At 64.4% G+C, this 13,565-nt stretch carries 12 protein-coding genes and 1 pseudogene; 2 read left to right on the plus strand and 11 right to left on the minus strand.

Features of this window, described 5'->3' with window-relative positions; all coding sequences use genetic code 11:
* Nucleotides 1–9: 9 nt before the first annotated feature.
* From AC0L2U_RS14765 to AC0L2U_RS14810, 10 genes are all read right to left on the minus strand, one after another.
* Entirely contained in the window at nucleotides 10–1,218 is a 1,209-nt protein-coding gene (locus AC0L2U_RS14765) for an ABC transporter substrate-binding protein (RefSeq protein WP_473602102.1), read from the minus strand.
* Between the two features lie 205 nt (nucleotides 1,219–1,423).
* Nucleotides 1,424–3,187: an ABC transporter ATP-binding protein gene (locus tag AC0L2U_RS14770; protein WP_127395844.1), complete on the minus strand. Its 1,764-nt coding sequence runs from the start codon at nucleotides 3,185–3,187 to the stop codon at nucleotides 1,424–1,426.
* A 59-nt stretch (nucleotides 3,188–3,246) separates the two neighbouring features.
* On the minus strand, nucleotides 3,247–4,191 hold the full coding sequence (locus AC0L2U_RS14775) for an acetamidase/formamidase family protein (RefSeq protein ID WP_128306890.1): 945 nt from the start codon (nucleotides 4,189–4,191) through the stop codon (nucleotides 3,247–3,249).
* Nucleotides 4,181–5,776, minus strand: coding sequence for an ABC transporter substrate-binding protein (locus AC0L2U_RS14780; protein ID WP_473602168.1), 1,596 nt, complete (start codon nucleotides 5,774–5,776; stop codon nucleotides 4,181–4,183). The genes AC0L2U_RS14775 and AC0L2U_RS14780 overlap by 11 nt, the downstream gene beginning before the upstream one ends.
* Nucleotides 5,777–5,857: 81 nt before the next feature.
* Entirely contained in the window at nucleotides 5,858–6,778 is a 921-nt protein-coding gene (locus AC0L2U_RS14785) for an ABC transporter permease (RefSeq protein WP_473602104.1), read from the minus strand.
* Nucleotides 6,775–7,641, minus strand: coding sequence for an ABC transporter permease (locus AC0L2U_RS14790; RefSeq protein WP_473602169.1), 867 nt, complete (start codon nucleotides 7,639–7,641; stop codon nucleotides 6,775–6,777). The genes AC0L2U_RS14785 and AC0L2U_RS14790 overlap by 4 nt, the downstream gene beginning before the upstream one ends.
* A gap of 19 nt (nucleotides 7,642–7,660) precedes the next feature.
* Entirely contained in the window at nucleotides 7,661–8,278 is a 618-nt protein-coding gene (locus AC0L2U_RS14795) for an ANTAR domain-containing response regulator (RefSeq protein WP_128363159.1), read from the minus strand.
* Nucleotides 8,275–9,369 (minus strand): transporter substrate-binding protein, encoded by a 1,095-nt coding sequence (locus AC0L2U_RS14800; protein WP_128363158.1) that lies wholly within the window; start codon nucleotides 9,367–9,369, stop codon nucleotides 8,275–8,277. Before AC0L2U_RS14800 ends, AC0L2U_RS14795 begins: the two co-directional genes overlap by 4 nt.
* 177 nt (nucleotides 9,370–9,546) lie before the next feature.
* Nucleotides 9,547–10,035, minus strand: coding sequence for a hypothetical protein (locus tag AC0L2U_RS14805; RefSeq protein WP_128287730.1), 489 nt, complete (start codon nucleotides 10,033–10,035; stop codon nucleotides 9,547–9,549).
* A gap of 161 nt (nucleotides 10,036–10,196) precedes the next feature.
* Nucleotides 10,197–11,066: a helix-turn-helix domain-containing protein gene (locus AC0L2U_RS14810; protein WP_128287731.1), complete on the minus strand. Its 870-nt coding sequence runs from the start codon at nucleotides 11,064–11,066 to the stop codon at nucleotides 10,197–10,199.
* A gap of 92 nt (nucleotides 11,067–11,158) precedes the next feature.
* Between AC0L2U_RS14810 and AC0L2U_RS14815 the strand changes: the two genes are divergently transcribed.
* Nucleotides 11,159–12,703: a 4-hydroxyphenylacetate 3-hydroxylase N-terminal domain-containing protein gene (locus AC0L2U_RS14815; RefSeq protein ID WP_128287732.1), complete on the plus strand. Its 1,545-nt coding sequence runs from the start codon at nucleotides 11,159–11,161 to the stop codon at nucleotides 12,701–12,703.
* Between the two features lie 6 nt (nucleotides 12,704–12,709).
* Nucleotides 12,710–13,219, plus strand: coding sequence for a flavin reductase (locus AC0L2U_RS14820; RefSeq protein ID WP_128287733.1), 510 nt, complete (start codon nucleotides 12,710–12,712; stop codon nucleotides 13,217–13,219).
* Between the two features lie 75 nt (nucleotides 13,220–13,294).
* On the opposite strand, the pseudogene AC0L2U_RS14825 reads toward AC0L2U_RS14820, so the two are convergent.
* Nucleotides 13,295–13,441: pseudogene (locus tag AC0L2U_RS14825) on the minus strand (ABC transporter permease); the annotation flags it as partial.
* Nucleotides 13,442–13,565 lie beyond the last annotated feature (124 nt).

Consider the following 13,565-nt stretch of genomic DNA (forward strand, 5'->3'; position numbering starts at 1 on the left):
CCGCGCCGATCACTGGCCGGCCGTCGGACAGCCGCTTTCCTTTTCGCTCAGGAAGGCCTCGTTGCCAGGAATGGTGGCGAGATATTTGTAGTAGTCCCACTCCTTGGTGCTCTCGGCTGGCGACTTGACCTGATAGAGGTACATGTCGTGGACCATGTTGCCGTCCGCCTGCACTTGGCCGTTGGTTATCGCGGCGTCGTCCACAGGCATCGAATGCAGTTGCTTGGCGACGGCTTCGGTCTCGTCCGTGCCGGCCTTGTCGATCGCTTTCAGGTACTGCGTCACCGCCGAATAGGTCGAGGCCTGGATCATGTTCGGCATGCGGTTGGTGCGCTTGAAAAAGCGCTGCCCGAATTCGCGGCTCTTGTCGTCGCGATCCCAATAATAGCCTTCGGTCAGCACAACGCCCTGCGCCGCTTGAAGGCCAAGCCCATGCACCTCGGCCAGCGTGAAAAGGAGTGCGGCAAGACGCTGACCGCCCTGCACGATGCCGAATTCGGCCGCCTGCTTGATGGAGTTGGAGGTATCGAGGCCGGCATTGGCCAGGCCGATGACCTTGGCACCCGACGATTGCGCCTGCAGCAGGAAGGACGAATAATCGGTCGATCCCAGGGGATAACGCACCTCGCCCAGCACCTTGCCGCCATGGCTCTCGACGAACTTGGTGGTCTGATCCTTCAGCGAATAGCCGAATGCATAGTCGACGGTGACGAAGAACCAGCTGTCGCCGCCCTGCTGCACAAGAGAGCCGCCGGTTCCCACCGCTTGCGAATGTGTGTCATAGGCCCAGTGGAAGCCATAGGGCGAGCATTGTTTGCCGGTCAGCTCCGTGGTTGCCGCGCCGGTGACGATGTCGATCTTCTTCTTTTCCTTGGAGATCCCCTGGACGGCGAGCGCCACCGAAGAGGTGGTCAGTTCCATGATGGCATCGACCTGTTCGGTGTCGTACCACTGCCGCGCGATGTTGGAGGCGATATCGGGCTTATTCTGGTGATCGGCGCTGATGATTTCTATCGGCGCTCCCTGCACCTTGCCGCCGAAATCCTCGACCGCCATCTTGGCCGCCTCGACCGACCACTTGCCGCCGAAATCGGCGTAGACGCCCGATTGGTCGTTGAGAATGCCGATTTTGACCTTGCCGTCGGAAATTTCAGCGGCCGAGGCAGGGATCGCGGATGCGGCGAGAAGTGCCGCGGAAACGAAAAGGCTTACCTTCATGGTTGACTTCCTCCCATAGCGATGAATCCGACCGACCCTCCTACGATCGATCATCGCAATGGTATTGAACATGAGGAAGATAGGGACAGAGGGCAAGAGGCCGTTAGGGATTTCGTGCTCGAAGCGATACGGTTTGGCGGCGGAACGCGAGCCTTGAGCGCGAGATAGAGACACAAACACGTGAACCGCCGGCGGCAGTGCCGGCTCAGCCCTCGGCGGCGACGAGGTGGCCGTTGCCGACATCCCTCAGCGCCAGTTTCAACGGCGCCTCGCCGATCCTGCGGGTGGCGCTCGGGATCTCCTGGTCGAGGCGGGCGAAGCGGCTTCTTCGCTTGGCTGGATCGGGCACCGGCACGGCTTCGATGAGGCGTCTGGTGTAGGGGTGGCGCGGGTTGGAAAAGACCTGGTCGCGCGTGCCCATCTCGACGATCTGGCCGAGATACATGACGGCGACGCGGTCGGAGATGTTCTCGACCACAGCCATGTCGTGCGAGATGAAGAGATAGGCGACGCCGAATTCGCGCTGTAATTCCTTCAACAGATCGAGCACGCGCGCCTGCACCGAAACGTCGAGCGCCGAGACGCTTTCGTCGGCGATGATCAGCTTCGGCCGCAGCGCAAGAGCGCGTGCAATACAGACACGCTGGCGCTGGCCGCCGGAGAATTCATGCGGATAGAGCTCCATCTGATCGGCCGACAGGCCGACGCGCTCGAACAGCGCCGCGACACGGTCACTGCGCTCTTGCTTCGAGGCGATGCCATGGATCAGCAGCGGCTCGGCGACGAGTTCGCCGACGCGCATGCGCGGGTCGAGCGAGGCGTAGGGATCCTGAAAAATCATCTGCACGTCGCGGCGCACCGCCTTACGCTCGTCGCGACCAAGGCCGGACAGATTGCGCCCGCCAACCGCGATATCGCCGCTGTAGGGCACCAGTCCGGCCAGCGCCTTGGCGGTGGTCGACTTGCCACAGCCGGATTCGCCGACCAGCGCCAGCGTCTCGTTGGGCGCGATCGAGAAGGTCACGCCTTCCACCGCGTGGACGCGGCGGGTGACCCGGCCGAAGAAGCCGCCATGCAAGTCGAAGCGGACATGCAGATCGTTGACTTCGGCGACATTGGCCGGCATCGCCGTCTCGGCATCCCTGGATTTCTGGCGGCCGATACCGCTGCCGATGCGCGGCACGGCGGCCAGCAGCTCGCGCGTGTAGTCGGCTTGCGGCCTGGCAAAAATGTCAGCGGTTTTTCCCTCTTCGACCATGCGGCCATGCCGCATGATGATGACGCGGTCGGCCATTTCGGCGACGACGCCCATATCGTGGGTGATCAGGATGACACTGGTGCCGTGCTGGCGCTGCAGGTCGCGCAGCAGCTCCAGCACCTCGCCCTGCACGGTGACGTCGAGGGCCGTCGTCGGCTCGTCGGCGATCAGCACGTCCGGCTCGAGCGCCAGCGCCATGGCGATCATCACCCTCTGGCGCATGCCGCCGGAGAGCTCGTGCGGAAACTGCTTTAGCCGGCTTTCGGCTTCCGAAATGCGCACCGCCTTCAACGCCTCGATGGCGCGCTGACGAGCTTCGCCCTGCGACAGGCTGGTGTGTGCCTCGATGGATTCGGTGAGCTGCCGGCCGATCGACAGCACCGGGTTGAGCGAGGTCATCGGCTCCTGGAAGATCATGGCGATACGGTCGCCGCGAATGCGCCGCATCCGGCGCTCGTCGAGAGTCGTCAGATCTGTATCGCCCAAATGGATTTTCCCAGACGATATGCGGGCTGCGGGCTGCGGCAGCAATTGCATGATGGCCAGTGCGGTCATCGATTTGCCGGAGCCGGATTCACCGGCAATGCAGAGCGTCTCGCCGCGGCTCAGCGTGAGCGATAGGTCGGAGACGACCTCGCGCTCGCCATCCTCGCCGCGCACGCTGACGCAGAGGTTGGCGATGTCGAGGATGGATTTGGTTTCGCTGATCATTGCAGGCGCAACCCCCACCCGGACCTTCGGTCCGACCTCCCCACGGCGCCGACCTCCAGTCATTCAAACACGCAGCGCGGAAAATAGAACGACACCACCCAGTTCGGCATGTCGACGATCTCGCTGATCCTGAGATCGCCGCACACAGAGGCCAGCATATAGGCTTCGACCGGGTCGATCTTGTACCTCCCGGCGAGCAGGTCGACCATCTGCGCGACCGCTTCCCTGGCGCCCGCCATCAGGTCCGGGCCGATGCCCGTCGTCACCTCATAACCCTTGGCGTCGAGATGGCGCGTCACCGGGCCTGGCGTGGTGAAGCGCGGCGTCTTCAGCCTGGCGTCCTTGACCAGATCGAGCTTGAGCACGACGTCCATCGGGCTTTCGATCGCCGTGCCGCAGACCTCGCCGTCGCCTTGCGCGGCATGGGTATCGCCGACCGAAAACAGCGCGCCCGCCACTTCCACCGGCAGGTACAGCGTGGTGCCGGCGGCGAGATCGCGGATGTCGAGATTGCCGCCGACGCGCCTTGGCGGCACCACCGAATGGTGGCCCTTTTCCGCCAGCGCGTTGCCGATGGTGCCGGCGAAGGGTTTCAACGGCACACGCGCATTTTTGCCGAACAGCGCCGGCTCGAGCGAGACAGCGTCGTATTTCCAGATGTTCAGCGCCGGCTCCTTGAAGTCGTCGGCGAGCAGCCCGAAACCGGGAATGTTGGCCGTCCAGCCGAAGCCGGATGGTTTGAACATCTCGATCGTCACCTTCAGTGCATCGCCCGGCTCGGCGCCCTCGACGAAGATCGGCCCAGTCACCGGATTGACGGTGGCGAAGTCGAGCCTGGCGACGTCGGCGACCGTGCTGTCGGCCTGCAACTGGCCGCCGGAGGAATCGAGGCACTGGAACTCGATGGTCGAGCCGGGCGCCACCCGCTCGGCCGGGACAAACGAATTGTCCCAGCCGAAATGATGTTGGCGCCCGTGGATGGTGTAGTCGCAGTTATTGCACATCTTTTACGTACACATTGTCGTAGTTGATCGGGATATGGACCGGGTCGACATAGAGGTTGTCGGCGCCGCCCATGCGCGCCGATTTCATGGTGAAGCGCTGCTCGTTGAAGACCGGCGCCCAGGGCGCGTCTTCCATCACCTTGTCGTAGATGGCGCTCCACATCTTGTCGCGCTCGCCGGCCTTGGCCGGGTCGACCACCGAGTCGGCCTCGGCCGCCTTGGCGTCGAGATCCTTGTTGCAGTACCACGACCAGTTCCAGCCGCCCGGCACCGCGCCGGCGCAGCCGAGGATCGGGCCGTAGAAGTTCGACGGATCCGGGAAGTCGGCGATCCAGGCCATGCCGCCGGACCAGATCATCGGTGCGCCGGCCTTGTCGCCGCCGGCGGCAATGACGTTTGCCTGAGCTAGCGACTGGATGCTGGCCTTGATGCCGATCGCCGCCAGATCCTGCTGGATCGCCTGAGCGATGCGCGGGTTGGGATCGGTGTTCATGGCGAACAATTGCGTGTCGAAACCATCGGGATGACCGGCCTCGGCAAGCAGCGCCTTGGCCTTGGCGACGTCATAGGGATAGCCCTTGTACTCCTTGTCGTAGCCGGGCATCGACGGCGGCAGCGGCTGGTTGGCCGGCACAGCGCGGCCGTTGATGATCTGGATGATGCGTGCCTTGTTGATCGCCATGTTGACCGCCTGGCGCACCTTCACATTGTCGAACGGGGCCATGGTGGTGTTCATGGTGACATAGCCGGTGTGCAGCTGGCCGCCTTCGACGACGCGTGCCTTCTGCTCCGGATCGGCCATCACCTCCTGGAATTTTGCCGGCGGAATGCCGTCGCCGGGCACGTCGATCTCGCCCTTCTGCAGGCGCAGCAGCGCAACGATCGGCTCCTGGCCGATCTCGAAGGTGATCTTGTCCAGATGCGGCAGGCCCTTGTGCCAATAGTCCGCATTGCGCTCGAAGACGATGCGCTGGCCGAGTGTCCATTCGGCGAGCTTGAAAGCGCCGGTGCCGACCGGATGCTTGCCGAAATCGGCGCCGTATTTCTCGACCTCTTCCTTCGGCACGACATGCGAGAAGTTGATGGCCATGACATGCAGGAAAGTGGCGTCGGGCCGGGTCAGCTCGAACTTGACCGTGTAGGGATCGACGACGGTGACGCCGGAGAGGCTCTCGGCCTTGCCGGCGGCGACATCGTCATAGCCCTTGATCGAGCCGAAAAAGCCGGCGCCGGGGCTCTGGGTCTTGGGATTGGTGACGCGGTCGAGCGAATATTTCACGTCGTCGGCGGTCATCTCGCGGCCATTGTGGAATTTCACGCCATGGCGCAGCTTGAAGGTGAAGGTCTTCCCGTCGGGCGCTATCTCGTAGCTCTCGGCAAGGTCGGGCTTCAAATTGGTGGTGCCAGGTTCGTAATCCATCAGCCCGTCGAACAGGCTCTTGATCATCGACCAGTTCTGCCAGTCATACCCGATCGCCGGATCGAGCGTGGCGACATCGTCCTTGTAGGTGATGGTGATGGCGCCGCCCTGTTTGGCGTTCGGATCGACGGTGTCCTCGGCGCGAACACTTGTCATGCCGAGCATCAGCGCCAGCGCCGATGCCGCTACCGTGGATGCGAGAAACTTTTTCATTTTTATGTTCCCTTTCTCTGTTTGGTTTTCATTTCATCTGAGCTTGATGCGGGGATCGATGAAGGGCGCGATGACGTCGGCCAGCAGATTGCCGAGCACGATGGCGAAGGCCGACACCAGCGTGACGCCCATGATGATCGGGATGTCGACGCGCTGGATGGCCTGCCAGGCGAGCTGGCCGATGCCGGGCCAGCCGAACACGCTTTCGACGACGACGATGCCGCCCATGAAGATGCCGATATCGATACCGATCATTGCGATGACCGGCAGGATGGCGTTGGGCAAGGCGTGGCGGAACAGGATGGCGCGTCGCGCCAGACCCTTGGCGCGGGCGGTGCGCACATAATCCTGGCTCAGCACGTCGATCATCGACGAGCGCATCATGCGGGCGTACCAGCCGGCGCCGAGGATGCCCATGGTCAGCGACGGCAGCACCAGATGACGCCAGGTGCCGTAGCCGCCGATCGGAAACCAGCTGAGCCGCACGGCAAAGACATAGAGCAGCAGCAGGCCGACGACGAATTGCGGTGCCGAGACGCCGACGAAGGAGGCGACCATCAGCGTCTGGTCGGTGCCGGTGCCGCGCTTGACGGCAGCGATCAGGCCCATGCTCAGGCCGAGCAGCAGCTCGCACAGGATGGCGCCGACCATCAGCAACAAGCTGGCCGGCAGCCGTGAGACGATCAGCTCGGTGACCTCGGAGCGCTGGATGTAGGAGCGGCCGAGATCGCCGCTGACGAGCTTCGTGAGATAGCGCCAGTACTGGACGATGAAGGGCTGGTCGAGGCCGAGCTGCTGGCGGATGTTCTCGACCGTCTGCGGCGTGGCGCTGCGGCCGGCGATCTGGCGCACCGGGTCGGCCGGCAAGAGATAGAGCAGCGCGAAGGTGATCAGCGAGACGCCGAGCAGGATCAGCAGCGACTGGATCAGGCGGCGGCCGAGATAGGCGATCATGCCCGGCCCCTTTGCGTCGGATCGAGGATGTCGCGCAGCGCGTCGCCGATCAGGTTGAAGGCGAGCGCCAGCGCCAGGATCGCCGCGCCGGGAAAGAACACCAGCCAGGGTGCGGCCTGGAAATAGGTCTGGTTCTCGAAGATGATGTTGCCCCAGGACGCGGTCGGCGGCTGCACGCCAATGCCGAGGAAGGAGAGCGTCGCCTCCAACAGCACCGTGGTCGAAATGCCGAGCGTGCCCCAGACGATGATGGTCGGCAGGAGATGCGGCAGGATGTGGCGAAACAGGATGCGCGGTGCGCTCGCCCCGATGGTGCGCTCGGCGTCGATGAACTCGCGTTCGGCGAGCGAAGAGGTCTCGGTGTAGATAACGCGGGCGGTCTGCACCCAGTTGACCAGGGCGATGACCATAGCGACGATCCACAGGCTCGGCTCGAACACCGCAGCCAGGCAAATGGCGAGCAGCAGTGCCGGAAACGCCATCATCAAATCGGTGAAACGCATCAGCGCGCTGCCGATCCAGCCCCGGAAATAGCCGGCGAGAACGCCGACCAGCGTGCCGATGAACAGCGCCACGCCATTGGCGACGATGCCGATGATCAGCGAGGTGCGGGCGCCGTAGAGGATGCGGGTCAACAGGTCGCGGCCGAGCAGGTCGGTGCCCAGCCAGAATTTTGCATCCGGCGGCAAGGGCGAGCCCTCGATGGTCAGGCCGTCGAACATCTGCTCGTTGGGATCGTAGCCTGTCAGCCATGGCGCCAGCACGGCGCCGGCAACGACGATGGCCACGATGACCAGCCCGAGCAGCGCCAGACGGCGCCTGACCAGCCGGCGCCAGACGCCGGCGCGCGGCTTGACCGGCATGCGCCCTGGTGCGGTGAGATCAGGCGCGATGGGACTGGTCATCGCCGCCTTCTTCCCCCGTTGCTTCTTCACTTGTCATGGCCACGATCCGCCGCGCGGCATCCTCGACGCTGATCTGCCAGCTCATCGCCAGCGAGCGAAGCTGCGCATAGGCGCGGCCGTCATCGGCGCCTTTCGCCAGTGCCGTCACCGCGCGCACGATGGTCTGGCGCTCGGCGACGCGCTGGCGAAGCGAGGCAATCTCGCTGGCCAGATGTTTTCGCGCCTCGAAACTCTGCCTTGCGATCAGCAGCGCGCTATAGACGCCGGCATTGCCGACCGGCTTCAGCAGTTGCGCGTCGGCCTTGTGCGACAACGCCCATTCGATGCGGCCAGGCGCCTCCGAGCCGATCAGAGCCACCAGCGGCATCGGCGCTTCGCCCGGTTTCCACGGGAATTGCTCGTCAAAGCCGAGATCGGCGTCCAAGAAGACGAAATCAGCGGCCAACGCCTCGGGCGGCAATTCCGGCCAGCAGTCCAGTGTGATCAGGCCGATGGCCGACAATTGCCTGGTGATCGCCTGCACCGTCGGATGCGGGCGATGCAGGATGAAGGCCCTGGCGCCGCCGAGATTGGGGATGCGTGGGGTTCTCGTCACGATACCACCCTCAGGCGCGGGCGGCCGAATGTTTTTGCCGGGTCGTAGCGCGACAGATACGGGTCTGGCGCGACTTCGTCCTCGCGGCTGACGACCTCGAAGAAGCCATCGGCGATGCGCCCGATGATCACCGGCAGCGTCGCGTGCTGGGAATGCGCGTCGATGGCGATCGGCCCGAGCCGGGTGGAGAAGCGGCGTTCTGCGAAGGCTCTGGAAAATTCCGCCGGACCGGCTTCGGAATTGCTGGAGAGCACGTCGGCCATCACCTGCACGGAGGCATAGGCGGAGGCCTCGAAAGACGAGGCGAAGGCGGCCGGCCGCGGCGCGAAATACGGCCCGACCGACAGATGTCCCTTGCCGGATTCACCGATCGCCGGCAGCTCACCTTCGGTGAGGTTGCAGGAGATGACGGGACAAGTCTCGGGACTGAAGGCGGCATCCTCGTGACCCAGGTCGCGATAGGCCGCGAGGAAGGCGTAGGACGAGGTGCCGATCAGGTTGTTGAGGATGAAGTTCGGCCGCGTGGCGCGGATCTCCGCGATCAGCCGCGACACATCGGTCTCGCCGATGCGCAGATAGCGTTCGCCCAGCACCTTGCCGCCGGCATCCGCGATCAGGTCGCGCGCGACGCGGTTCATCTCCCAGCCCCAGATGTAGTTCGAGCCGAGCAGGAAACCGTTGGCGCCGAAACGCGGCACGACATGCGCCATCAGCGGCACCAGATGCTGGTTGGGGCAGGCGTGCATGTAGACGACGTGCTCGTTGGCCTCGAAGCCCTCATAGGGGCAGGCGTACCAGAGCATGCCGCCCGCCTTCTCGAGCACCGGAATGGCTTCCTTGCGGCTCCACGAGGTGACGCAGCCGACGACATGGCGCGCGCTGCTGGTCCTGAAAATATCCTCGCACAGCGTCGCGTAGCGGTCCGCATTGCTTTGCGGATCGCGCTCGACCGGCACCAGTTCGATGCCTGAGCTGCGATCGGCGTTGATGTCGGCGATGGCGCGCATGGCGCCGATGCGGCACGCATCGGAGACGAGCTGATAGCTCCCCGAGCGGGAATACAGGATGCCGATCTCGATACGCCGTTTCAAACAGATCCCCAAAATGACAATGCCTCGCAGCCAGCGCCGGAAGGGCGAGGCATACGAGGCATTCTTGCCGCCCGGCGATCAGAGCCGGTATTTTTGCGCTAGCGTATTCTGTCCGGCGGGTCAGTCAAGCCCTCAACGATGTTTGCGTGACCGTCATCGCCGTTTCGCTGCCGCCGGCTATCTGGCCGCCGGCCTCTGACCGTGTTGACGGGCATAGGTCACACAGGCGTCCACCGTGCTGACACAAAGCGCGTCGCGCCTGTTCGGCAAATTGTTGTCGCCGGCATAGGCAACTTCGGCGACGCGGCCGTCGACTATGCGAATTTGCGTGTCGCAATAACCGCCGGGAGCGACATTGACGGAGCCGCCGACCGCGGGGATCGCGCCGACCGCCAAAGTCGGAACCACAATGCTGAGATTGCCGCGCTGGACGATGCGCTTGTAGGTCCAGATCTGGCCCGATCGGCCGGCGTCGGCGGTGGCGGTCGGAAACCCGGCGCACATTCGAACATCGGCTTCGCTGAGGCCGACCATCTCCTTGCGGGCGGCCGCCGCCGTTGGATCAACCTTGGCGATACGCGACGTATCGTCGGGAACGACGCAGGAAGACTGGATGCCGACACAGAGAACAGCGAGGGCAAGCTTTTGAATGCAGGAAAATATCATGCCGACTGTCAGATTGGTCCGATGTCAGATTTGCGTGGCGCCCGCCGCTCCTTTCTACCTAGGCAGACAGGCGAAGGGATCAACCCGTTCAGCTTCACGAGAAAGTGGCTGTGGCTGCAACATGGAGAATTGCGCGTCACGGGTCTGCATTTCACGCAGGATCAATGGCCCTGCAAGTGCTTCCTACGCCAGGCGGCGGGCGCTTCGCCGACCCGCGCGCGAAAGAACCGTGAAAAATACGCCGGGTCGTCGAAGCCGATCTCGTAGGCGATGTCCTCCACCGTGCGTACGGTGAACAGCAGCAGACGCTTGGCCTCCAGCAGCCGCCTTTCGCTGACGACCCGCTTGACGCCGGCGCCCAGCACCGCATGGGCAGCCTTGTCGAGAAGATGCGGCGTGGTGGCCAGCGCCTCGACGTAGCGATCGACCGGCCAGTTGTCGCGGAAATGCGCGTCGGCGAGCCGACGCAGGCCCCGCGCCAGCGAAGCATCGGAAGAGGCGGCGGAGGCGGTCACGCCGGGGCTGAGGCGCGCGATGTGGGAGAGTGCGACGGCGATCAGCGACGGCAGGACCCTGTCATTGCCGGCTTGCGCCTCGGCATATTCGGCGGCGATCATCTCCAGCACCGCCGCCAGTCTCGCCCACGCTGCGTGTCGTGGCAGACCGTCGGCAAAGACCGGCCTGTCCAGCGGCAGCAGGCTGTGAGCGGCGATAGCCGCGAGCGCGCCGTCGGCGACCGAGACGACGATGGCGTCGGTGCCGGGTCCGATCGAGAAGCCATGCACGACAGCGCTCGGCACGAAGCTGACGGCAGGCGCCGAAAAGTCCCAGGATCGGTCTTCGATACGGTAGGTGCCGGAGCCGCTGGTCCAGTAGGTGATCTGGCCCATCTGCGGATGTTTGTGCGCCGCAACCTGACCAAGATGGATATTGCTGCGCGCAAGAACCGTCTCGACATGCAGGAAACCGACATCGAGCGGCCTCACCGGCTCGCCATAGACGAAGAAGTCGGGGATGGAATTCTGGCTCATGGCGCCTGAAAAAGTCCAATCGGTTTTGCCGTTCCGTCCATAACCGATGCATGTCCAAGGCGCTAGTGTTGCGACTCAAGAGGAGGACCATCATGCGATCAGAAGACTTCCGCACTGATAAGGCACGCCCGTTCACCGGGGCTGAGTATCTGGAGAGCCTGCGCGACGGCCGCGAGGTCTATATCAATGGCGAACGCATTGCCGATGTCACCACGCACCCGTCGATGCGCAATTCGGCGCGGTCGCTGGCGCGCCTCTACGATGCGCTGCATGATCCCCTGCGACGGGACACGCTGACCTCGCCGACCGACACCGGCTCGGGCGGCTACACCCACAAATATTTCCGCGTTGCCAAATCCTCTGGCGAACTCGCCGCCCAGCAGACGGCGATCGCCGAGTGGTCGCGCATGTCCTATGGCTGGATGGGGCGCACGCCCGACTACAAGGCGGCGCTGATGAACACGCTCGGCGCCAATGCCGACTGGTACGGGCCGTTCAAGGACAATGCACTGTCCTGGCACAGGCGTGCCCAGGAAGCCGCACTGTTCATGAACCATGCCATCGTCAATCCGCCGATCGACCGCCACAAGCCGGCCGAACAGGTGAAGGACGTCTTCGTCCACATCACCAGGGAGACGGATGCCGGCATCTATGTCTCCGGCGCCAAGGTGGTGGCGACGTCCTCGGCGCTGACCCACTACAATTTTCTGGCGCAGGGCTCGGCGACGATCACTGAGGATCCGTCGCTGTCGGTGATGTTCATCGTGCCGATGAATGCGCCGGGGATAAAGATGTTCTGCCGCGTCTCCTACGAGCAGACGGCCAACACGGTGGCGGCGCCCTTCGACTATCCGCTGTCGTCGCGCTTCGACGAGAACGACGCGATCCTGGTGCTCGACAATGTTTTCATCCCCTGGGAGGACGTTCTGGTGCTGCGCGACGCGCAGAAAATCCTGTCCTTCCACCCGGCGTCCGGCTTCATGCATGGCTACTGCTTCCAGGGCTGCACGCGTTTCGCCGTCAAGCTCGACTTCCTCGCCGGCCTGCTGGCCAAGGCGCTGCGCGCCACGGGCGGCGATGCTTTCCGCGGCAACCAGGCGGCACTGGGCGAGGTCATCGCGCTCAGGCACATGTTCTGGAGCTTTTCCAACGCCATGGCCTACAACCCGATCCCGTGGGCGAATGGCGCGGTGCTGCCCAATCTGGAAGCCGCGCTCGCCTACCGCACCTTTATGTCGGAAGCCTATCCGCGCGTCATCGACACCGTGCGCCGGGTGATCGCGTCCGGGCTGATCTACCTGCCGTCGTCGGTGCGCGACTTCAACAACCCCGAGATCGACAAGTATCTGGCGCAATATGTGCGTGGCTCCAACGACATGGGCCACATCGAGCGCATCAAGATCATGAAGCTTTTGTGGGACGCGACCGGCACCGAGTTCGGCGGCCGCCACGCGCTCTACGAGCTCAACTATGCCGGCGCGCCGGAAGAGGTGCGGCTGCAGGTGCTGAAAGGAGCTGAACGCGGCGGGCGGCTGAAGGCGATGGAAGAGCTCGTCGACACCTGCATGGCCGACTATGACGAGAATGGCTGGACGGGCGATACCTGGTTCAATCCGCTTGTCTCAACGGCCGAGTGAAACCAGATGGCCACGCAGATTTCGAAAGCCGATTTCCGCGACGCCATGGCGAGGGTCTGTGCGCCGGTCAACATCGTCACCACCGATGGCCCGGCAGGGCGCGGCGGCTTCACCGCCACCGCCATGTGCAGCGTCTCCGACGAGCCGCCGATGCTGCTGGTGTGCATGAACGGGCGCTCGACGCAGGCCGCCATGTTCCTGTCCAACCAGCGCTTCTGCGTCAACGTGCTGACGCATGACCACATGCATCTGGCGGGAAACTTCGCTGGCGCGGCCAGGGACATGGAGGCACGCTACGCCTCGGCGCGCTGGCAGACGCTGACCTCCGGCACGCCGGCACTCTCGGATGCGATCGTCAATTTCGATTGCGAGATCGAGACTGTACATGTCGTCGGCACGCACAATGTCATGATCGGCCGCGTCATCGACGTCCGGCACGGCAGCGGCGGCTCGGCCCTGCTCTATGTCGACCGCAGCTATACGCAGCCGACGCGGCTGGGCAGCTTTGGCGGGTGAAGCCGGGCGTCAGACGGTTTGGTGGCGGGAAGGCCTCCGCCTATCCCGTACGCGGCCGTGCCATCAGCCAGTCTTTCACCCCCGCCGATCCAGCCTCGCCACCAGCCGGTCCCCCGCCCACTGGATGCCGCAGACCAGGATGATCAGCACGATGACCACCGCGATCATGACGGACGTCTCAAATCGTTGATAGCCGTAGCGGATGGCGAGGTCGCCGAGGCCGGCCGGGCCCGGGGGGGCGGGCCAGGGCGGGGGCCCCCGCGGCGGGCCCCCCCCCCCCCGCGCGCCCCCCCCCCCCCCGCGCGCGGGGCGCGGCCCCCCCCCCCCCCCGGGGGGGGGGCCCCCG

The sequence above is a fragment of the Mesorhizobium sp. WSM4808 genome, assembly GCF_055811675.1.